The organism is Paenibacillus sp. BSR1-1, from assembly GCF_030403775.1.
Taxonomy (GTDB): domain Bacteria; phylum Bacillota; class Bacilli; order Bacillales; family Cytobacillaceae; genus Neobacillus.
On sequence record NZ_JAQMWQ010000008.1, the window covers coordinates 13,257 to 35,984 of the forward strand.

The following is a 22,728-nucleotide window of genomic DNA, read 5'->3' on the forward strand; positions in this document are numbered from 1 at the left end:
TTAATCTATAAATAGTATTCTAGTACAAGTTATTACTTTCGTCTAGTATATTATTTTATTTATTTAAATATTTCTGAAATTATTGATTTATCTGTAATTTTGGTAGCGTTTTCATTTGGAATTGCTATATATAAACTATACCAGTAAGGGATTTCCATCTTTTCAAAAAACACCAAGTCTGTTTCTAAAATAATAGTTTCATTATGTAACGTTATTGATTACAGAAGGTTTTTATTATTTCATAACTCAGAAAGCCCGCTGAGTTAGATTCAGCGGGCTTTCTAATTTAAATTAGTTGAAACTCCAGTATCCATCCAGCTTTTTAAAAAAGCGACTTTGATTCGTTTCAAAAAGGTTTACCATAAATGGTGTTTCCCCTTTTTCTTTTAACACCTTTTCTACATAACCTTCTCCTATAGGCGTACAGAACAACAGATTTGTTCCAGACAATTCTATTTTTCTGCATCTGGCCTTTAATTCTTGGTCAATAAACTCGGCACCAGGCTGAAGGTCCAACATCCGCTCCCATGTTTTCATCGTTTGTTCTAAATCCCGGACGGCAAAACCGACGTCCGCAAATTTTGGCTGTCCTAGGATATGATTTCCGATTAAACCTTGCTTCTCTAATTCGGACATTCTCTGTTCATCAGACTTTTCCCATTGAATAAAAAAGGGAAGAGCAAGCTCATTGCCGGTGATTTCCGGGAACAGCAGTGACCATTTAATGATTTCACCATCCGCCCGAGCTCTTTCTCCTGGGATTGGACCATAAACCGTAAACCCATCCGCTTTCAGCTTTATTGCCAATTTTTCAATGCTATCGGTACGAATGGCAATTCTGGCAGGGCCCTCCCCGCGTGCTTTTGGCAATTGTTCGACGATATGGATAATCAATCGGTTTTCATCATGTTTTTCAGCAATCGATTCATTATCAATCCCTAAAAACTCGATATAGCTTAAGCCAAAATAGCTAAGAGTATTATAGGTCCCCCATTTTTCATGCCGGCCGCCATTCGCTGCGTGAATTCCCATTTCTTTAAGAATAGGAATCGCTTCTTCAGGTTTCTTAGAAAACCAGACTAGATGATCAAAAGAAAATTTCATTGCTTATTGCACCTTCTTTATTTTTCTAATTCAAATTGATAGCAGGTTACACCCTCAACCTGTTTAAATCCTTCCTGAACATATAAGGCCTGTGCCCGCTCATTTTCTCCGTTGACGGAAAGGATGATTCTTTTATAGGAGTTTTCTTTAGCAAATTGTAGGGATGCTCTTAATAATTGTCTTCCCAAGCCCTTGCCTTGGTATTCCGGCAGAATAGCCAGCGGGCCGATATTCATAATTGGGGCATCCTCGTATTCGTCTGCCGCTCCCCTTACGACACCGACAGGTTTTTCTTTATGAAACAGGATTTTCATTCCTCCATCAAGGTAATCACTGCTTGAAACCATCTTGGCCACCATCTCCAGCGTGACAGGTGTTTCATTTCCTTTCAGTGTTGCGAAACCGGCATTCCGTACTTTACACCAAATTTCTTCATCCTTACCTGGCACAAAGTTTCGTATTCTATAATCTTCTGGCAAACGGACTTCAGATACGTCTAAGTCCTCTCGAACCAGTAGAAAAGCATACCGTTCTACATTAAAATTCAGCTTATCCATCATCTCCGCTAATGACTTATTTGCCAATGGGATAAAAATAAACACCTTGTCTAATCCGCTAGTATGTTTTATTAGTGATTCTAGCAGCTGATCGTAGAGTTTTCGATCCTCGATTTCTGAATGAAAAATACGAAAACGCGCCCTTTTGCCTCTTCGATTGTACTCATCCATAATCAGTGAGGCTGCGGCTCGAATCTCCCCTTGTTGATTGGTTGCAATGTATGTAGGATTTTCGGAATCAGGCTCAAACTTTTTTAAATGCTCATCATATAAAAATGAATCATCAACTTCTTTTCTATGCATCCTACAGTATTCAACGAAATCCTGAACACTGGCACTTTGCAAGGCTTCGATTTTCATTTGCCCCTCACCCCTTTTATCGTTAAGCCATCACCATTTTATCACGAATTAATTTTATTAAAAATGCTGAAAATTGTGAATAAAAACAGAGCGTGAATACACGCTCCATTCAATTAGGAGACTTTTAGCTGAAATATAAAGGAAGCATAATCTTGTTTAATCAATGGAAGTCTGATGCCAATTTTCATTAGTTCATCACCATAGTATTCGTTCAAGCCTTCGTCTATTCTGTACTTCAGCAACGGATGAAGTCCGGATAGTTTGAGACGCATAAAGGGCGGATTCGGTTCTGCCAGTGTTTTGTAGTAAAAAACAACCGCCTTTTCCTTATTTGGTGCTACATACATCCATGCTGTAACCGTTCCTTCGAATGGACTTAACAGCCTGAACAGGTCGCCAAAGCAAACGAGATCTTTAATTTGATGATAGAGTTTGATTTGCTCAGTAACCACCTGTTTATCATGGCTGCTAAGCTTATCTATATTTAATTCAAAGCCAAAATTCGCGGCCATGGCCACATGGCATCTCATTGTTAATGGAGTTACTCTGCCTACCTGGTGGTTCGGGACATCGGAAACATGGGCCCCCATTGTAATTGCTGGGTAGACAATGCTTGTTCCATATTGGATTTTTAACCTTTCGACAGCATCGGTATCATCACTCGTCCAGGTTTGCGGCATGTAATAAAGCATGCCCGGATCAAAGCGTCCGCCGCCGCCGGAACAGCTTTCAAATAAAATATGTGGAAAACGCGTTGTCAATGTTTCCAGTATCCGATACAGCCCAAGCATATAGCGGTGGGCTGTTTCCTGCTGTCTTTCAGGTGGCAATCCAGATGAGCCCACTTCGGTCATGTTTCGGTTCATGTCCCATTTCACATAGGAAATAAGGGCACTGGTGAAGATGCTGGTGAGTGTTTCAATTATATAATCGCATACATCTGCCCTGCTTAAATCTAAGATTAGCTGATTTCTTGAAAGTGTCCGGTTCCGTCCTGGCACATGCAGACACCAATCAGGATGTTTCCGATATAAATCACTGTCGGGGGAAACCATTTCCGGTTCTACCCATAGACCGAATTTCATTCCCTTTTTCGTGACATAATTAGCAAGTCCAGCTAGACCATTTGGCAGTTTTTTCTGATAAACTTTCCAATCGCCCAGTGAGGTCTTATCATTGTCACGATGCCCAAACCAGCCGTCATCAAGTACAAACAGTTCAATTCCAAGTTCTTTACCGGCATCTGCAATTTCCTTTAATTTTTTTTCGTTAAATTGAAAATAGGTAGCCTCCCAGTTGTTGATAAGAATCGGGCGTGTTTTGTCGCGGTAAACGCCGCGGCAAACTCTCGTTCGCAATAATTTATGATACGTTCTTGACATTCCGCCAAGGCCCTCTGAGGAAAAAACCATTATTGCTTCTGGTGTTAGAAAGACATCTCCTGGGTTTAGCCTCCACTGAAAATTAAAGGGGTTAATGCCGATGGAGAGTCTTGTGGTTTGAAAAAGGTCTACTTCAATGGAGGCTTGGAAATTCCCGCTGTAAACCAGGCTGAAGCCATAAACTTCCCCCTGCTCCTCGTCAGCGTTTTTGGAAAGCAGGGCAACAAAAGGGTTGTGCTGGTGGCTGCTCGCCCCTCTTGACGAGGAAATGGATTGAATTCCATGGGTTAATGACTTTCGCTCGATATGACGCTCGCGTCCCCATGTTCCATATAGATGGAGCCAGTCCCAATTCGATTGGTGGAAATCGACTGACATGCTCATACATTTCAGAATTTCAACTTTCTGGGTGCCATGATGTTCAAACGAAACAGATCTCGTAATTACATCAAGGTCGCGGTAAATTGTATAATGGAGATTCATCCCCACTCCCAGCATGGAATCTACCAAGGTGATAATTAGCGTTTCCGCCTCAGACTCATCTTCGATATACACTTGTGGCAGTCCCATTAGTCTCGGTTTCCCTTGAATAATCTCATGTGAATCATAGACAAATTCCGTAACAGTAGAACCAACAGCTGTACGGAACTGGTATGCCGGTGTCCTGAAATCTCCGTTACCAGACGCTGGATATTCCTGTGGCAGGGTGTCGAGTGAAAATGCCGGTTTACCTGGTTCTGTTGTTGGCGAAAATGCTCTGCCTTTAAATTGGAGGATGGAAGATGGCTGCATCACCAGTACCCGCTTCCCCCAGTATAGATGGGCCGGATACTTCCCATGAACAATCTGAATGAGATAACTTATCTTGTTATTGTATAAATGGAAGATTCCTTCCTTTTCATTCCAAGTGATTGGCAATCGGCTCTTTCCCTCCTACTTGTTTATTTACTTAGGCTCTTTTCGTAAACTTTTGTTACTACTAGAACTTATTAAGGGTCATATACAAAGTTTGTAGTCAATTTTCGCAAATGTTCTTACGAAAAGATGCCACGAAGAATCATTTTTTACGTGTTGAAGAACCTATACGAAAAACAACAACCTTTGCGAAAATAGCCTTTACTTATAAAACAATGTAATATTATCTGTTTATGTTACCTGCTTTTTGTATATGCTATGTTCGATATGAATTTGGAGGTGTTTTTATGTCAGAACTAGAGCCAGTGGAATATGAAACAGGAACTGCCGTGCGCGATTATGACATTATTGAGGTTACCCAAACGGCAATGGGTTATGAAGTGCTGCTGGATATTAACTTAGACAGCGGTTATTCATTAACCGGCACAAAGTTGGAAATTACGCATGAGGATTTACAGGGATATGAGACGAATGAAGTGGAAGAAGGCATTAAATATGCTTTAGGGTTTTTTGGGCATTTATCTCATTAAAAAAATATAATCAAACGTTTGATTAGTTTTTAACGCAATGGTCCAAATCCTTGTGGAACATGGGCTCAAGTCGGTTTAATTAAACGTTTGATTAGTTCTTGAAGAAATTCCGCTAACTCTTGCGACCCAAGGATCAATGTCCATTTAATCAAACGTTTGATTAGCTAAAAACAAACATTGAATAACAGATGGAGCTGGTTCATTTACCCAAGCGAGAAAATATGTGCTCTCACGGTCAATGAAAAGCCTATTCATTTACCCAAAAACGAAAATTATAGCTCTTTCGGGCAATGAAGTACCCGTTCATTTACCCAAAAACGAAAATTTTCGCTCTCTTGGGCAATGAAATACCCGTTCATTTACCCCAAAATGAAAATTATCACTCTCTTGGGCAATGAAATACCCGCTCATTTACCCAAAAATGAAATTAATCGCTCTCTTGGGCAATGAAATACCCGTTCATTTACCCCAAAACGAAAATCATCGCTCTCTCGGGCAATGAAATAACTGTTCATTTACACAAACCAGAAAATAAATGTCCGCCTAGTAAATGAAAAGCCAATCCTAACAACCTAAAAATGTAATCAAACGTTTGATTAGTTTTTCTACAAACAAAAAACCCTTGTGTACCAAGGGTTCAAGTCTATTTAATCAAACGTTTGATTAGTTCTTAAAGTTCAATTGTATAGTGTTGGTCATTGACCTGACCATTTGTGAATACCCGCTCAATATACTTTATTTCTTTATCTGACATTAGCATAATGGTAGAGCTTCGAGTTCCATAATGCCCGCTTTTGATAAACAAAGGAGAGAGCATTCTTTCCATATCTAATGGAACACCTGTGTTTGGCAGAAGTTCATCAGGAGCCGCTTCGGAATATTGGAGAAGCGTGAAGAGATTTTCAACCATATCCTCCTGCTTTCCGCCGATAATTTTTGATAAGCCATCCTTACCGATCTTAACTTTAGGCCATTCGGTATTTAGTAAATGATTGCTGACACCATAAATACCAGGCTCTAGCTTTTGCAGCTTCTGCCCAATATTCGAATAATAATAGAGTTCATCACTATCTCCTGCTAGTAAGTTATAGCCGGGATACTGGGCATTGTTCTCCGCAAGCTGTGCCATATAGTCCTCCAGATTGCCATCGTATTTAAGAGCATCTGCTACCAATTCACCTCGAGATCGTTTTCCCTCAGTTAACTCTTTGGGGTTGCGATAATTGGTTAAAGCAGCGAAACGACCTTGGTCGGTCACCCCCATCCACGTTCCCATCTTTTCTAGATCCCTTCCGGCAAGAATTTCCGGGCTATCCTCCCAAAAATGAGCCGGTGCAGTAGGCCGATTATAAAACTCATCTCGATTTGCCGCCACAATCAACTTATATTCCGGATGAACATTATAGGCAAACAAAATTAAACACATTAACAACCACAGCCTTTATGTCAATTTTACAAAAAAATTTATTTTACCAGTGGCAGCTTGATTTGAACTAGAGTTCCTTCATTTTCCTTACTAGTGTAGGTGATGGTGCCGTTGTGCTGTTTAATAATTTTGTGGCAGATCATGACGCCGAGGCCTGTTCCTTTTTCTTTTAGGCTATAAAATGGTTCACCTAATCTTGGAAGCAGATTTTCAGGAATCCCGCAGCCTTGGTCTTGAACAGAAATAACACAATCTCCTTCTGCCCCCTTTGAAAGACTGATGTGAATATCGCCGCCATCTTTCATGGCTTCCATCGCATTTTTAATGATGTTTAGAAACACCTGCTTTAATTGATTTTTCTCACCGGTAATATAATAAGAAGATTCTTCGGAATTAAGCTGAAATTGAATGTCGTACATTAAGGCCTCAGGAGCCATCAGCTCAAGGGTATTTTCAATTAAATCGCGTACATTTATCTGATTAAGCTGTACCGCTTGCGGTTTTCCTAATGATAAAAGCTCAGTAGTAATCGATTCAATCCGATCTAGTTCACTTAATAACAATTCATTAAAATCAAAGGTCTGAATCCCGCTTTTATAAAGCTGAACAAACCCTTTTATCGTTGTTAATGGATTTCTGATTTCATGGGCCACTCCGGCAGCTAGCTCTCCAACAATAGATAACTTTTCAGATTGGAGAAGAATTTCTTCTGATTTTTTTCGCTCAGAGATGTCTCGGCTAATGATCACAATATGCTCAACGGCTTGTTTTTCACCCTCTACTGGCATACACCGAGACTCAAATTCGATCCAATTTCCTTTACGATGCCGGAGACGGAATTCAATTGAGTACGACTCTTTATTGTCAAACATCCTATTTAAAGCCGTTTTAAACAGGCAGACATCATCCGGGTGGATAAACTTACATAATTCAACCTTTTCCAGTTCAGCACTTTGATAACCTAACACTACCTCATGGGAAGGAGAAAAATAACTAATGCTATGATCTTGGTTCATCACCATGATCAGGTCTGATGTGTTTTCAGCAATAAGTCGGTATTTGGATTCACTAGACGCAAGCGTCATCTCCATATCCTTTTTCTCTGATATGATTCTGTACAATTTCATATAGGACTCGATTAATAGTCCCCCAAGGATAACTCCCAGCATCACAAACAACATATAAGTAATATGAAAAAATGGCTTATCCCTAAATACATTAAAAATGAATGGCACCGTAATGACATAAACAGCCACATACGCACTAAATAGAATGAGACATTTTTTTACTGGTGTAAAACGTTTACAGGAGAAATGGACAATTAAAAAAACAATCAAAATGAATAGCCAGCCACTTATGGCAGGTGGCCAATGGGCGCTGGAAAACAGCCTTGCGACAAGTGCACACGTCCCAGCAAGTGCTCCTGCTGCTGGCCCCAGGTAGGCAAAGGTTAAAATAACCGATGCATATCGTATATCATATGAATATCCCTGCTGTTGAAACGATAACATAACAAGAATAATTGATACCAATCCGGCATATAAACCGCCCCAAAGGCGAACCGGCTTGATCAGCTTATCTTTAAAGATTGACTGGATCACTAATGGGGCACTTACCAATAGTGAAAAAATTGAGAGATTACTAATATAGTCTAAAAGAACCAACAGACTCCCACCCATACTTCGTTGAATTCATCGTTTTTTCTTTAATGATAAACTAGTGAATTAACTATTTCCATACTATTTAACAGCTTTTATCTGGTAACTTCTAAAAGCAAAAAAAAGGGGCAATATCCTTCTTTGGATATGTCCCTTTTTCCTTATGCGGATTCCTTCACTTCAAAGACCCGTTTTAGTTGTTTTCTCGCCCGGTAAAGCCGAGTCTTCACGGTTGCAGCCTTCAAATCGAGCAGGCTGGCAATTTCATTTTCCTTTAAACCATAAGTCACTTTTAGAATAAGCACTTCTTGGAATTCTTTAGATAGGTGCTCCATCGAACGGCCAAAGTCCTCTTGGAAAAGGCGGATGCTAACTGCTTCCTCCGTGTTTATCCCGTTATGATCCTGCCCAATCAAAAGTTCTAAATCAGCGATGTCAACAGGTATCCGTTTGTTTCTTTTTTCTGCCCTTAGAAAGTCGATGGCCGTCCTGGCAGTGATGGCCGACAGCCAAGCACCTAATTTTCTAGTATCTTCTATTGTATCTATTTTTTTAAAGGCTTTTATAAATGATTCCTGGACGATATCTTCCGCCCAAAGCCAGTCTTTTGTATATTTATAGGCAAGACCGTGCAGGCGCTTCGCGTAAATAGAATACACTTGATTAAAATCGATGGAGTTCAAACTGCTGCCCCCCTATTTAAAATGTTCTTTAATAAAATCCGGAGCATGCTTTTCATCAAAAAACATGGCCTCAAAATAATTGCCAAAATGATAATAAAAGACAGCCACATATTCGTGCTTAGTGTTCGGGCTTGCATTATCTAACATTTTTTGAATTTGTTCCTTATCGGTTATGTCTAATTTATCCGTGCTTTTTTCCACTTCATTTTTTATATTTTCAAGCTCTGCATTTTTAGAAGTATCCCTTTTGGCAACGAGGACATGAGTGATATCATCAGCTGTTACCATCGTTCCTTTTAACAATTCCTTTTGTTTCAGCCATTCGGTAAAGTGCTGATAAGTAGGCTTAATTTCAAAGTTTATATAGTGGTCACTGCCTACATATACCTCCACCATGGACCCTTTCCCTTCAAAATACAGGCTGTCTTCATAGGATTCCGCCAGTACATCTTGTCTTAATGCCGTAATCGCTGCTTTAATTTCGGCTGGATTCGATAAGGTTACACCTTTTGTAATCGGTCCATTTCCTCCAATAGTGAGCTTCTTAATTTTATTTTCCTTTAATTTAAAAACCTCTTTATTCGTCAGCTTATATTCCTTCGATTCATAAATAGGCTTGAAAAATTCGTCATAAAGCCGCTCATTTATGGTATATCCCCTGGTTAAATAGCTTCCATCTTTCATTTCATAGCGAAAAAAGAAATTTACTGATCCATCGTTTTGCCTTTGCTGATTGATTTTTTTATCTGCAACAATCTGCTTATGAAGCTTCCGAACTGCCTCGATGTTGGCTTTTTCCTTCATGGGTAACGGAGAAAAAAACTCTGAATAAACATCATCATCACCCAGATAATAACCTAAATTATTACTTAGAATAACATTCTTAATTTCAGCCTCTTCCGGTATTTTATTTTCATAGATTCCAAGAATTCGTATACCTATCCCGGCAACGGCAATGATTGCTAAATAGATGATTAGCCCTTTTACACGGCCGAAAACCCTCCAGGTTTTTTGCAGGATCATTTCAGCGGCTAAATAGCCAAGCACAGCCCCAATGGCATAACCAAAGATCGTCCAGTTATTATTGTTAAAGGAAACTGCATGAAAGTACGAACCCCCAAGCAGCATCATGCAAAACGTAACCCCATATTTAAAAACTGAACGTAATTTTGAGAAAGCAATCGCTTCTGAGGCTGTTTCTAGGTTTCTTTTTTTATAAAGAAGCAGCGCGAGTCCATACAGGACTATTATTAAAATGATGTAGAGCACCCCATCATTCCAATGAAACGTTTTGCTGTCAAGGACGGCCGCATACGTAATCGGGGATAATTTTTCTAACTGCCGACTAATGAAATAGTCGCTAGGAAATCCATAAAGTAATATTTTCAAGTTATAAAACATCAATAACGTTATCCCTACTGGAAAAAAGAGAAACACATACGCTAAGACTGCCTGAACGGTTGACATTCCGGTCATCATCGCGATAAACACAGCTGCTGTGTACAAAAGTAAGGTAATGACAATTGTCGTGCCGGCCCAGTAAAAAAGATCCTTTACACTAAACAGGCTGCTTAGGTCTAGAGTGTTATGCATAAGAAGGATAATAAAAGTGACGGCGGCGACAGGTATGATTAACAATAGCGTCCCTGTCAGAGCATAATGATGAAATATCCTGTCTCTTTTTAGCGGGAGGCTGTGCATAAGGTCAGCAGCCTGTTTTGCATGCAAAAAGCGGAGCAGGAACACAGCCAGGATGACTGGCACAACCGCAATAATTCCAATTTGAAATTCAAAATTATAGCGAAAGAGATTGTCTGTATCTTGGTAAACCCTTTCTGTCTCATCGGAGTAAATCATTAATAGTTCAATGGGAAGGATAAAGAGCAAGCCAAGGAAGTAGACAACCGAAACCCAGCCTGTACTTCGTCCAATTTGAAGCATTATTTCTTTATTAAACCATGACATTTTGGATGGCATAGCCAATATCCCCCATTTCGTAAATAAAGATCTCCTCGAGAGTAAGAGGCAGCAGGTCAAAAATGACAGGGTTCGTCTGACGAATTTGTTTTGTGATGGCTGCCTCTTCACCTCTGACAATGAAAAGGTAGACGCTTCCTCGCTTCTCTGTATGAAGCGGATTGAGATTAAGAAGCAGCTTGTCTGGAGGAGTACCGTCTTTATACGCCACCTGTATCTTATGAATATCAGCTTTCAGGTCGTCTAGTTCTTTTTCCATTAAGAGTGTTCCTTTATGGATAATTCCGATATAGTCACATATGTCTTCTAACTCGCGAAGATTATGTGATGATATGAGAATCGTCATTTCTCTTTCGGCGACATCGTGAATTAATAGATTCTTGACCTTTTTCCTTACAACAGGATCAAGGCCATCCAGCGGCTCATCCAATATGAGAATTTCGGGATTGGAGGAAAGGGCAAGAATGAAAGCAATCTGTCTCTGCCAGCCTTTTGAAAAAGTGTGGATTTTTTTGTTCAGGTTCACTTCAAATAGCTCAGCAAGTCTCTGGAAACGGTCCTCTTCCCAGCCTGGGTAACAGCTTTTATAAAACCGGGCCATTTGCTTTGTTGTATATTGCGAGAAAAAATAGGGCTGATCTGGTATGTAAAAGATCTTTTGCTTTATGCTGATATTTTCATAGACTGGGTCATTATTAATGGTCACTTCTCCAGAATCCTGACGGTAGATCCCTGCAAGAAGCTTAATTAATGTCGTCTTGCCGGCCCCATTTGACCCAATCAAACCGTAAATCGAGCCTTTTTGGATGGATAAGTTGACCTTTTCCAGCGCGGTAAAACGGTCAAATTTTTTGCTAACCTCTTTCATTTCAATCATCGCTGTCCCCTCCTCCTTTTGATGCGTCCAGCTCTTCGATTAATTTGATAAGCTGACTTGCCGGGATTCCAAGATATAAGGCTTCGATGACAAGTTTTTCAAGTTCCTTTTTTACTGTCTCTATTTTCTCTAAGTCTTTTATCTGATTGTTTGGATTAACGAAGCTTCCTTTGCCTTTAATGGAGTAAATAAACCCTTGGGTTTCAAGCTCCCGATAAGCCTTTTGGATGGTATTCGGGTTGATCGTAAGCTCTGTTGCTAAAGTTCTAACTGATGGCAGCTGTTCATCCGGCTTGATTACCTCATTCATAATTAGCTCCTTCATTTTATCCACCAACTGTTCATAAATAGGTTTTCGGCTCCTCATGTCCAGTTCAAACATTACGGGAGGCCCCCAATCTGTACTAAGTGTACTATCATTCGTAATACAGTTTGATTATATTCCATCTCTTACCAAAAGAAAAGGGTTTTTTTATTGTGATTTTTTTTATTTTAGGGACTGGAATTAGTCGAATGATCACTTAAAGGGATTCTATGTGACTTAAAACAGGGTTTCGGAGGAGATTCGGTCACGTAGGGAGGTTCTATGTTACCCAAAAAAGGGTCGAGATGCATTTTCGGTCACCTAGAGAAGTTCTACGTGACCCAAAACAAGGTCGAGATGCATTTTCGGTCACCTAGAGAAGTTCTACATGACCCAAAACAAGCGTAGGATAAGATTTCAGTCACGTAGCGGGTTTATGTGACTGAACACAAAAAAAGGGTGTCCGCCACTAGAGGACAAATGTCCACAAATAGTGCCTGACACCCAAATATTTTATTATTTTTTCTTTGCGTGTTTCCGCATGTCGAAGGCGACTGCGACGATGATGATTAGTCCTTTTACGATGAATTGGATGTACGGGCTTACTCCTAGGAAGGCTAGTCCGTAGTTGATAACTTGGAAAATGAGAACCCCTGTGATTACGCCAGGAACGGATCCGATACCGCCTGATAGGGATACGCCGCCGACTACGCAGGCTGCGATCGCATCTAGTTCGTACATGTTACCAGTGTTGTTCGTTGCACTGCCGACACGGCCTGCTTCAAGTGTACCAGTTAAGCCGTAAAGAAGACCGGCAATCGTATAAATAATGATAAGATTTCTTGCGACGTTTACACCAGAAACCTTAGCTGCCTCTGGGTTACCGCCAATCGCATACATGTTTTTACCAAGCTGTGTTTTATTCCAAATCACCCAAATAATGATAGAAACGATAATGGCATAAAGAATGAGATACGGGAATTCATATGAACCAACTTTAATTCCACGCTGGGCAAAGGTTGTAAATTTTTCGCTTAATCCGCCGATAGGCTGTGCTCCATATGGAGGGCGGTCAAAGTAAATCGAAGTTAAACCATATACACCGATCATCATACCTAATGTAGCGATGAAAGGAGGAACATGAAATTTAGATACAATCACACCATTCAAGGCAGCGATTAGGCCAGTTGCAGCCATTGCGATTAAAATCGGTACAAATAGTGGCAGATCAGGCAAGTTAGGATACATTTTATACGCATAATCGCCAGCCTGCAGCATGGATGCTGAAATAACGGCGGCAAGACCGACCATACGTCCAGCAGACAGGTCCGTACCGGCTGTAATCAGGATACCTGCAACCCCAAGTGCAATAATAATCCTTGATGAAGATTGAGCCAAAATATTAATTAAGTTGGTCATCGATAAGAAATCAGGAGAAGCAACGACGATACCGACTACCAATAGGATTAAAACTACATAAATAACATTATCAACAAGCCATTTTGATACATTCGATTTTTTTGAAGCTTGCGTATTCATTTCCATCGCCTCCTAATACAAAGCCGCTAATCGCATGATTTCTTCTTGCGAAGTTGAAGATGTCTCCACGATTCCAGCTGCTTTTCCATTACTCATTACTAAAATTCTATCTGTAACTCCTAAAAGCTCTGGCATCTCGGAAGATATCATGATGATGCCTTTTCCGTCTGCCGCTAATTGGTTAATAAGTTGATAGATTTCGAACTTAGCTCCTACGTCGATTCCCCGTGTGGGTTCATCGAGCAACAATATGTCCGGCTTAGTCAACAGCCAGCGGCCGATAATAACCTTCTGCTGGTTACCGCCTGAAAGACTTCCGATTGATGTCTTTTGTGTAGGTGTTTTCACCTTCATCGAATCAATCACCCATTGTGTATCTTCCTTCACCTTACTATCAGACAAGAATGGACCTTTACGGTACTGACCCATATTAGAAATAATCGAGTTAAAGCTGATGCTTAGCTCTGGAAAGATTCCAGTGGATCTTCGCTCTTCCGTCACAAGGGCAAAGCCGTTTTTAATGGCATGCTGCGGTGAATGATTGTTGACCGCTTTACCATGTAATTCAATCGCTCCGGATTTCAAGGCTCTCATTCCAAAAATCGATTCGACTACTTCCGTCCGCTTCGAGCCAACGAGTCCTGCAATTCCTAAAATTTCTCCTTTTCGGAGTTCAAAGTTCACATCCACAAAGGAAGGCTGCGTTTCTGCTGTTAAGTTAGAAACCTTTAAAATCATATCGCCTGGCTTGTTGATTTTTGCAGGGAAGCGCTGTGATAAATCACGGCCAACCATCAGTTTGATGATTTCGTCAGTTGTTAGTTCTTTCGCAGTTTTTGTTGCAATGTACTGACCATCACGCATGATGGTGACTTCATCGGAAATCTTTAAAATCTCTTCCATTTTGTGCGAGATATAGATGATGGCAACATTATCACTTTGCAGCTTTTTGATGATTTTAAAAAGATGGTTAACTTCATTCTCTGTTAGAGATGATGTAGGCTCATCCATTACGATGATTTTAGAACCGTAAGAGACGGCTTTGGCGATTTCCACCATCTGCATCTCAGAAACGGAAAGCGTGCTGACCTTGCTGCGCGGGTCGATGTTAATATCAAGGCTTTTGAAAATCGCCTTCGTATCCTCGTACATTTTCTTTTCATCTATAAAAATACCTTTTTTCGGATAACGGCCGAGCCATAAATTATCCATAACATTTTGCTGGCGTACCTGATTCAATTCCTGGTGCACCATGGAAACGCCGTTTTCAAGCGCCTGCTTTGAATTGACAAAGGAAACCTCTTTTCCGTCAAAAAGAATTTTGCCTTCATCCATCGAATAAATTCCGAATAGGCATTTCATTAAGGTTGATTTTCCTGCCCCGTTTTCACCCATCAAAGCATGCACTGATCCCGGCTTCACTTTGAGAGAAACATTATTAAGGGCGATAACTCCAGGGAATCGTTTCGTTATATTCAGCATTTCGAGTAAATTTGTTGAACTAGCTTCTGACATGACGAACCTCCTCACTTAACCATTTAAAAAATATGAGACCCTGAAAGTTCGTCTCATATCTATTCATTAAAAGGATTCATTTATCAAAATATTTAGGGCGAAGTCCTGCTTCAAAGGGGGTACTCTTTGAAGCAATGCCCCGAACGAAGGAAAAGCAGCTTCTTTTCCTTCGTTCGAGGAGCGCCTGAGGGCTGAGCCCTGGACTGGCGCTTCCACATTTAGTTCTTACTGTCTAGCTCCAGCGCCTAGGTTTTCGGGGTCATAAGCCAATCCGTCGAGAAGGTTAAAAAGCAACCTTCCCGCCGGCTCGTCTTATGCCTGTCACCCCTGTACAAGGCGCTTCCGCTTTTCTTACTTATAAGCGTCTTTACCAACTTGGATGTTGTCTTTTGTTACTTCAACGTAAGGAACGCGGACTGCTTTCTTATCGTCAAGCTTCCAAGAAGTTCCGTCTAGAACATCCTTGCCTTTTGCTGCGTTCGTAGCAAGCTCGACTGTTGCTTTACCTTGGTTTTTCGCGTCATTTAAGACTGTACCAACCATTTTGCCTTTTTCAATCATTTCAAGTGCTTCCGGAATCGCGTCAACACCTACAACTGGCATGAATTTGTCGCCAGAGAAGTATCCAGCTTTTTCAAGAGAAGCAATTGCTCCAAGTGCCATACCATCGTTATTTGCGATAACGAATTCAATTTTGTCGCTGTATTTTGCTAACCAAGCATCCATTTTCTCAGTTGCTTTTGTTGCATCCCACATAGCTGTATCCATTGCTAATTGTTCAACTTGAATACCTTTTTCTTTTACAGTATCAACAGCGAATTTCGTACGTGCTTCCGCATCTGGATGTCCTGGCTCACCTTTTAGTAATACGTATTGAAGTTTGCCATCTCCGTTTTTATCCCATTTAGCTTTGTTTGCTTCCCAAGCTTTTGCAATTAATTCACCCTGGATGACACCTGATTCAGAAGAAGTTGTTCCTACATAGTAAGCTTTGTCATAGCCTGCTAAAACATTAGCATCCGGCTCTTTGTTAAAGAAGATTACTGGAATATTCTTTGGCTTTGCTTTGTCAATGATAGTTTGTGCAGCTTTTGGATCTACTAGGTTAATAGCAAGAGATTTTGCACCTTTTGCGATCAATGTATCCACTTGCTCAATTTGTTTTGCTTGGTCGTTTTGCGAGTCGTTCAGCATTAGGTTTACTTTGCCTTTTGCGGAATTCTCCATCGCACGGCGTACATAGCTCATGAAGTTATCGTCAAATTTATAGATGGTTGCACCTACTGCAGGAAGTTTACTGTCTTTGCTGCCTGCAGAATCGCCAGACCCGCTAGTTGAACTGCTGCAGCCTGCAGCTAATAGAATACTAGATGCAATTGTTAATGATAAAACTAAGCCTTTTTTCTTTTTCAACATGTCATCATTCTCCTTTTGCTTTTTATAAAGACTCTGGTATAGCACTATGAACCTGTTTAACTCAGCCCCACTGTAAGCCCTTACACATATGTTAGCATCAGGAGAATGTTCGCAATAGTTCAAAACTATAGCACATATTTGTGATTATCTAGATTATTTTGTAATCGTTTGCAACAATACTGTAATAAAAAAATCCCAATCATTGATGATTGGGATGTTAAAGATTAACTTACTGTAACTTTACGAAATTCTGTTGGGGATAGGCCTGTTGCCTTCTTAAATACACGGCTGAAATAGTTGGGGTCCTTGTAGCCGACTGAATAGCAGATTTCTTTTAAGCTTTTGGCCGGGTCGACCATTTCTGCCTTAGCATGTTTGATTCGAATTTCCGTCAAGTAATCAATAAACGTCATCCCGAATCGATCTTTAAAAAGCTTGCTAAAATAAAACGGGCTGAGTTCCACATATTCTGCTGCGGATTCCAAGGTAATCGCTTCTGCATAATGCTCTTCAATATATTCCTTCGCTTTATGCAACATTCCCTTAGCATGATTGTTGCGCCAAATCTGAACCTGCTGTACGACCGCAAGCAAATGCTTTTTCCCTTTTTCAAAAATCAACCTGATATCCTCCTGTCCTTCGATTTCAGGAGTACCTTCGTAAACGATGCCTAAATCATGGAGCATGCGAGATATGAGAATAAACAATTCATTAAAAGATTTTTTCACCAATGAAGCTTTTAAATCCTTGTTCGTTTCAACCTTGGTCACAAACGAATCAAATATGAACAACACCTGATTGACATCCCCCTGCCGAACGGCATCTAACAGCTTCTTTTCTATCTCAAGAAAACCAGATTCAGTAGGCAATTCAAAGGAATTTCCCTGCTTATCGCAAAATAAATACTTACGATTAGGTGTTTTAGCAAGCTGCTCTAGCGCCAAAACTGCCTCATGATAGGATTTATTGAGCTCTTTTGCCTGGCTGTACGGATGTCCGATTCCGATCCGTATATCTCCTGAAAAGTTTTCTTTTTTGAAAAAATTAATCAGGTTATCACAGATAAGTTGGGCATTCGTTTTGAAATGGAGTTTTTCCGATGTTAGGAATAAAACTGGCACTTGTAGGTCTGTAATGGGTCCAATAATGATTTCATGCTTTTTCACAGCGGATTTAAGGGTATCCTTGAGCCACGAATACCAATTTTGTTTTACGTTGTTCGTGAAATCAGCTTTACCTGCCGGCTGCAGGGAAAAGAGCATCACGTGGCCCGAAATAATTTCTGCTCCCAGCAGCTGCCCCCATTCATCAAAGGAAATATCCTGGACTTGGTTCATTAACAGCGATGTTACCCATTCTTTTTGAGCAATCGAAACGGCCCTGTTCAAGCTTTCCCGCAAGCTGTGCTGCTCTTCTGTTTGTTTTCTCTCTGCATGGATGTCATCAGCTACACGCTTAAGGCCTTCAAGAATATCCTGCTTGCTGCTCGGCTTTAAGATGTACTCCTTCACTCCCTGCTGCATCACTTCTTTGGCATATTCAAAGGTATTAAAGGCAGAAACCATGATAAAGCGGATGTTCGCATCGAATTTTCTAATTTCCTTCACGGCTTGTACGCCATCGATGCCGGGCATTTTGATATCCATAAAAATGATATCCGGCAGCAGCTCCGCTGCCATTTCGATCGCCTTTCTCCCATTAGGGGCCTCGCCAATCACCGTTACGTCTTCTGAAGAGTTTTTTAAAATCTTGGCAACCGCTTTTCTTTCAAGAACTTCATCGTCCACTATAAGAACTTTCAACAAGCTCGCTTCCCCCTTTGGCCGCGACAGGAATTGTCAGTCTAAAGTTTGTTCCTTTTTTCAATTCTGACTCAATTTCAACTATGTCTTTTCGCTGGTAAAAAAGCTGTAGTCTTCTAATTACATTTTTCACGCCAATCCCGTTGGAATGCCCTTTTGATTTTTCACGTTCATATCCATCTTCAGTGATGGCTCCCTCCGCATATTGAAGCAATTTGTTCTTTGTGGCGGTGTCCATTCCTTCGCCGTTATCAATGACTTCCACATAAATCCGGTCCCGCTGCCTGTATATATTTAAGCGGATTTCGGCATTCTCTTCATATTCCTCAACACCGTGTATAAAAGCGTTCTCGATGAGCGGCTGCAGTGTTAAACTCGGAATCTCGATATCCAAACAATCATCCTCAATATCCGTGATAAATTGAATGCGCTCTCCGAATCTCGTTGTTTGGATAAAAAAGTACTCTTTTACAATCCGGACTTCATCTCTAAGCGTTGCCGCTTTATCTAAATCACTCAAATTATACCGAAGCAGGGCCGCAACGGCTTCTATCAACCTCGAGGTATGTTCCGCTTCCTCCAAGTACGCCATTTTTGAAACCGTATTCAATGTATTGAATAAAAAATGAGGATTGATTTGGTTTTGCAGACTCTTTAACTCCAATTCTTTTAAAAGCTTATCCAATTCTCCCTGTTGTTTGATTTCTGTCACGAGCTGCCTAAGGTTTGCCCGCATTTGGTTAAACGTTTCCGTTAAAGGCTTGAGCTCGTCTTTTGTGGTGATTTTAATATCCTCGCCTGACAGATTTCCCTTCGAAATTTGCTTCGCTGCCTGTGATAATAATCTAATCGGCTTAGTAATCCCGCCAGATATCCATAAGGCCAGCAACGTGCTAAGGAAAAACGCAGCTGCAAACAAGGAAATCGACATGAGCCTATAATAATGGTTTTGCTGTTCCATTTGGTTATAAAACTTTTGATAGTCCGTTAGCTTATTATTTAACAATGCTAGTGTGCTCTCTTGAAGGAAGGAGTTAATTTTTAATACTTCAGTAAAATGACTTGAATATTGGTCAATCTCATCTTTTTGAGATGCGCCAACAGTCGCATCACCTTCATCCAAAAAGCTGTCAATCATATTGTTATAATTTGAGAGTGTAATATCATTTGTGTTAATGACTTTAAAAAGCCGCTTTTGGTCCTTTATCAGCTTTACCTTTTCTTTTCGATAGTCTTTAAGATAGGATTCATCTTTTTCTAAAATATAAGCGTGGAGATTTTCGGTAATTAAATTTGTTCTTTGTGAGATATTGTTAAGCAGGAGAAATCGTTCGAAGCTATTATCATATTCATTCACTAATTTTTCACTGCTGCTATAAAAAAAGAATCCTACAGATGTCAGCAATACCACTAGAACGATAAAGTAAAGAAGTAATTTCGATCTGATGCGGAATAACATTACCGGTTCACCTCCAATCTCACGTGGTAATTAACCGGTAAATCCCCTTTTCTCAAAATCCGGGTATCTGTATGAACAATTGGAGGAACGGTTTTCCCCTCTCTTAGGTCAATCATCATTTTTACAGCTTTGTATCCCATTTCATAGGGTTCTTGAACAACTGTTGCCTTAATTGTGCCTTTTCGAATGTAATCAAGAGTTTCCGGGAGTGTATCAAAGGCGATGATATAAATTTGATCCTGTTTTTTATATTTCTCGACCACATGGGCGATTTCAATACCGTCTAAAGCACTTGTCCCAAAAAATGCGTTGACCTCAGGGTGATCTTGTAAAATTTGATTTGCCTTTTCTGCTGCTTTTACTCTGCTAATCTCTGATTCTTGAATTGTAACGATATGGATTCCTTTTTCTCCTTTTACTGCATCCTGAAACCCCTTTACCCGTTGTTGCATATGATTAGCGTAAAAACTTCCCGTGATGATTGCGACATTGGCTTTTCCCTTTGTATCCGCTATCAAAGCATTTCCGGCTAAATACCCGGAATAATAATTATCCGTTCCAATATAAGCTAATCGCTTGCTATTAGCTGCATCCGTATCGACCGTAATGACAGGGATTCCTTTGGCAACAACCCGATTAATCAGAGGGGTAAATTGTTCGTCACTCAGCCCCTGTGTCATAATTCCATCGACTTTAGAAGCTGCCGACATTTCAATAGTTTTTACATGATCTTCAATGTTAGCCTGCTTGGGGCCGGCATATTCAAGCAGAACGCCATATTGTTTTGCTGCCGCCCGTGCCCCTTTCTCGACAAGTCTCCAATATTCGTTATCCAATTCCTGGGATACAAGTACAAAATGATAATTATACTTTTCTACTGTTTTCTCCTCTTTAGGCAAATCATGGGTTACAACCTTATATCCATAAAAACTAGCAAATGAGCAACTCACAAGAAAAAACAAAATCCCAAACGAATACGCCATGATGGACAACCTGCTCATAAAACACCACCATTCCATTATCTGATTAGATAAGCATATTATACGTAACACACCAAAATTCGACAATGGAATATGGTGTCAGGCACCACAAAAAGACAAAAGGGCAAAATGTCCGCCTCAGGCGGACATTTTGCCCTTTTCTAGTTTAGAAACTACTATTTCTTATTATGAGTTTTGTTGCGATGAATGTTTTTTTGGCTGTTTTTCTGCCTTCTATTCTTTCCAATAATGTATCAACGGCGGTTTCTCCCATGAGTTCGGTATAAACCTTTATGGTGCTGAGCGAAGGAAATACATATTTGGATATGCTGATGTCGTTTACACCAATGATGTTCACACGATCTGGAACAGAGACTCCTTCCTCCAGTAAAGCCCTGAGAGCACCGACGGCAATCGAGTCATTCCCGGCAAAAAAAGAGGTGGGCAGGTTTTCTCCGTGTTCCTGGATGGCTTGTTTCATCAAAGTATGGCCGGCATCCACGGAGAAATTTCCAATGTACATAAACGCTTCATTTAATAAGCCTTTTTCTGCTAAATAGCGCTTGAACGCTCTTTCCCTAGGGTCTTCTATTTTGGAAGTTTTATCTTTGAAAACTTCCCTGCCGCCAATATACCCAACTCGTTCATGACCTTTTGCCAGAAAATAGTTAAGGATCTTTTCGGTTGCTTTCTCAAAGTCAATCACAACGGAATCAAATTTCTCTTCATCTGGAGATGAATCGACAAAGACAATATTTTTCGTAATTGCAAGCAAGTCTTGCACTTGCTTGCTGCTGTACTTGCCGATGGCGATGAGCCCTTGAATCTCATCTTCCTTTAAATCCCCATAATTATCTTGAAAATACTTTACCACTTGGATTCCATGGTGCCTGCAGCGGTTCTCCACCCCAAGCCGGATGGACATATAGTATAAATCTTCCAGCTCTTCTTTCTCTGAATGCCATTGTAAGAGAGCAATTCTGCCTGACTCCTGTTTTCGGACCGATGGTTTCTTCTTATAAGAAAGCTCTTCGGCAACCTCGAAAATCCTTTTTTTCGTTTCATCGCTGACTGAAAGCGTCGTATCATAATTGAGCACACGTGAAACAGTGGCTATCGATACCCCCGCTATTTGTGCAATATCCTTTATGGTAGCCATATTTTAATCTCCTAATGTGTTGGCAAAAAAGCGATACTTCGTTGTGGTATAGTATACATCCTCCGGGTTTAAAATGACAGATGGAAAATCCGCATGATGAATGGCATCAGGCAGGCCTTGTGTCTCCAGGCAGACACCCAGATAATTTCTGGCCCGGACACCTGAAATCGAAAACGGCCCTTCTAACTGATTCGAGGTATAAACAACGACACATGGCTGGTCCGTCGTAACCATCAGCGTCCGTCCACTTTCTTCATCACTCAATACGATGCTATTTTCACCTTTTTCCGTAAAAATTAGCGGATGATCGTAGCCGCTTCCGGCGAGCACATTTTGTGGATGTACGGAATTCACTCCTGAAAGGATTCTGCGGCCATGCTGAAAATCAAAAGGAGTATTCTTTGCCGCAAGCATTTTTCCAGTCGGAATCAAATCCTCACCCAATTCTAAAAACCGGTCGCTTTCTAATTGAAGGATATGCTCGGTACAATCTCTTTTTAGATTGCCGCTCAGATTAAAATAGGAATGATTCGTTAAATTGACCAATGTCTTTTGATCGGTTTTCCCTTCATAGGTAATAACCAATTCGTTCTTATCGTTTAATAGATAGGTTACAAAGATGTCCAGATTTCCTGGATAGCCTTCTTCCCCATTTGGACTATGATAATAAAACTTTAGACCAACTGCTTCATCTTCCTCTATCTTTTCCACTCTCCAAACCACTGAATTAAAGCCTTTTTTCCCGCCGTGTAAGTGGTTAGGATGTTCATTGGCTGCGAGTAAGTATTCTTGTCCGTCCAATTCGAATCTAGCACCTTTAATTCTTCCAGCTACCCGGCCGACAACGGAACCAAAGTAAGGGGACAAATCAAGATAGTCCTCAAACTCCTCAAAACCGAGCACCACATTTTCAAAATTTCCTTGCCGGTCTGGAACGATGATTTTGGTGATTACACATCCGTAATTAAGACATGAGACCGTCATCCCCGAATCATTGGTAAGCGTATATTCAATTACAGACTGTCCATCATAATTGCCAACTAATTTATCCATTATCTTCATCAAATCTCACTCCATTTTTTCGA

At 40.5% G+C, this 22,728-nt stretch carries 18 protein-coding genes; 1 reads left to right on the top strand and 17 read right to left on the bottom strand.

From position 1 onward, the window contains the following. Positions 1 to 291: 291 nt before the first annotated feature. The 3 genes from PH210_RS13760 to PH210_RS13770 form a co-directional block, all read right to left on the bottom strand. Complete coding sequence (locus tag PH210_RS13760) at positions 292 to 1,104, bottom strand: VOC family protein (protein WP_289986185.1); 813 nt, start codon at positions 1,102 to 1,104, stop codon at positions 292 to 294. A gap of 17 nt (positions 1,105 to 1,121) precedes the next feature. Further along, complete coding sequence (locus PH210_RS13765) at positions 1,122 to 2,021, bottom strand: GNAT family N-acetyltransferase (protein WP_289986186.1); 900 nt, start codon at positions 2,019 to 2,021, stop codon at positions 1,122 to 1,124. A 113-nt stretch (positions 2,022 to 2,134) separates the two neighbouring features. Then, positions 2,135 to 4,321, bottom strand: a complete 2,187-nt coding sequence (locus PH210_RS13770) for an alpha-galactosidase (protein WP_289986187.1) — start codon at positions 4,319 to 4,321, stop codon at positions 2,135 to 2,137. A 284-nt stretch (positions 4,322 to 4,605) separates the two neighbouring features. On the opposite strand from PH210_RS13770, the gene PH210_RS13775 reads away from it, so the two are divergent. Then, a complete protein-coding gene (locus tag PH210_RS13775) occupies positions 4,606 to 4,848 on the top strand; it encodes a hypothetical protein (RefSeq protein WP_223594356.1) in 243 nt (80 codons plus the stop codon). A gap of 670 nt (positions 4,849 to 5,518) precedes the next feature. Here PH210_RS13775 and PH210_RS13780 read toward each other — a convergent pair. From PH210_RS13780 to PH210_RS13845, 14 genes are all read right to left on the bottom strand, one after another. Next, positions 5,519 to 6,274 carry an NRDE family protein gene (locus PH210_RS13780; RefSeq protein WP_289986193.1) on the bottom strand — a complete coding sequence of 252 codons (756 nt, stop codon included), beginning with the start codon at positions 6,272 to 6,274 and terminating at the stop codon, positions 5,519 to 5,521. Positions 6,275 to 6,312: 38 nt separating this feature from the next. Then, entirely contained in the window at positions 6,313 to 7,938 is a 1,626-nt protein-coding gene (locus PH210_RS13785) for an ATP-binding protein (protein ID WP_289986195.1), read from the bottom strand. Between the two features lie 155 nt (positions 7,939 to 8,093). Next, positions 8,094 to 8,615 (bottom strand): RNA polymerase sigma factor, encoded by a 522-nt coding sequence (locus PH210_RS13790; RefSeq protein ID WP_289986200.1) that lies wholly within the window; start codon positions 8,613 to 8,615, stop codon positions 8,094 to 8,096. A 12-nt stretch (positions 8,616 to 8,627) separates the two neighbouring features. Continuing rightward, positions 8,628 to 10,592 carry a multidrug ABC transporter permease gene (locus PH210_RS13795; protein ID WP_289986202.1) on the bottom strand — a complete coding sequence of 655 codons (1,965 nt, stop codon included), beginning with the start codon at positions 10,590 to 10,592 and terminating at the stop codon, positions 8,628 to 8,630. Next, complete coding sequence (locus PH210_RS13800) at positions 10,567 to 11,469, bottom strand: ABC transporter ATP-binding protein (protein WP_289986205.1); 903 nt, start codon at positions 11,467 to 11,469, stop codon at positions 10,567 to 10,569. Before PH210_RS13800 ends, PH210_RS13795 begins: the two co-directional genes overlap by 26 nt. Continuing rightward, positions 11,462 to 11,851: a GntR family transcriptional regulator gene (locus PH210_RS13805; RefSeq protein ID WP_289986208.1), complete on the bottom strand. Its 390-nt coding sequence runs from the start codon at positions 11,849 to 11,851 to the stop codon at positions 11,462 to 11,464. Before PH210_RS13805 ends, PH210_RS13800 begins: the two co-directional genes overlap by 8 nt. 438 nt (positions 11,852 to 12,289) lie before the next feature. Beyond that, positions 12,290 to 13,312, bottom strand: a complete 1,023-nt coding sequence (gene mglC / locus PH210_RS13810) for a galactose/methyl galactoside ABC transporter permease MglC (RefSeq protein WP_223594386.1) — start codon at positions 13,310 to 13,312, stop codon at positions 12,290 to 12,292. Positions 13,313 to 13,324: 12 nt separating this feature from the next. Then, a complete protein-coding gene (gene mglA / locus PH210_RS13815; protein WP_289986210.1) occupies positions 13,325 to 14,827 on the bottom strand; it encodes a galactose/methyl galactoside ABC transporter ATP-binding protein MglA in 1,503 nt (500 codons plus the stop codon). A 351-nt stretch (positions 14,828 to 15,178) separates the two neighbouring features. Next, positions 15,179 to 16,243, bottom strand: a complete 1,065-nt coding sequence (gene mglB, locus PH210_RS13820) for a galactose/glucose ABC transporter substrate-binding protein MglB (protein ID WP_289986212.1) — start codon at positions 16,241 to 16,243, stop codon at positions 15,179 to 15,181. Positions 16,244 to 16,467: 224 nt separating this feature from the next. Further along, positions 16,468 to 18,048, bottom strand: a complete 1,581-nt coding sequence (locus PH210_RS13825; protein ID WP_289986213.1) for a response regulator — start codon at positions 18,046 to 18,048, stop codon at positions 16,468 to 16,470. Further along, positions 18,020 to 19,504, bottom strand: coding sequence for a sensor histidine kinase (locus PH210_RS13830; protein ID WP_289986215.1), 1,485 nt, complete (start codon positions 19,502 to 19,504; stop codon positions 18,020 to 18,022). Before PH210_RS13830 ends, PH210_RS13825 begins: the two co-directional genes overlap by 29 nt. Then, a complete protein-coding gene (locus tag PH210_RS13835; protein WP_289986217.1) occupies positions 19,504 to 20,505 on the bottom strand; it encodes a sugar-binding protein in 1,002 nt (333 codons plus the stop codon). The genes PH210_RS13830 and PH210_RS13835 overlap by 1 nt, the downstream gene beginning before the upstream one ends. 145 nt (positions 20,506 to 20,650) lie before the next feature. Continuing rightward, the gene (locus tag PH210_RS13840) at positions 20,651 to 21,643 is read right to left on the bottom strand and encodes a LacI family DNA-binding transcriptional regulator (RefSeq protein ID WP_289986219.1); all 993 of its coding nucleotides are present in this window, start codon (positions 21,641 to 21,643) and stop codon (positions 20,651 to 20,653) included. 3 nt (positions 21,644 to 21,646) lie between these two features. Next, positions 21,647 to 22,705 (bottom strand): aldose epimerase family protein, encoded by a 1,059-nt coding sequence (locus tag PH210_RS13845; protein WP_289986220.1) that lies wholly within the window; start codon positions 22,703 to 22,705, stop codon positions 21,647 to 21,649. Positions 22,706 to 22,728 lie beyond the last annotated feature (23 nt).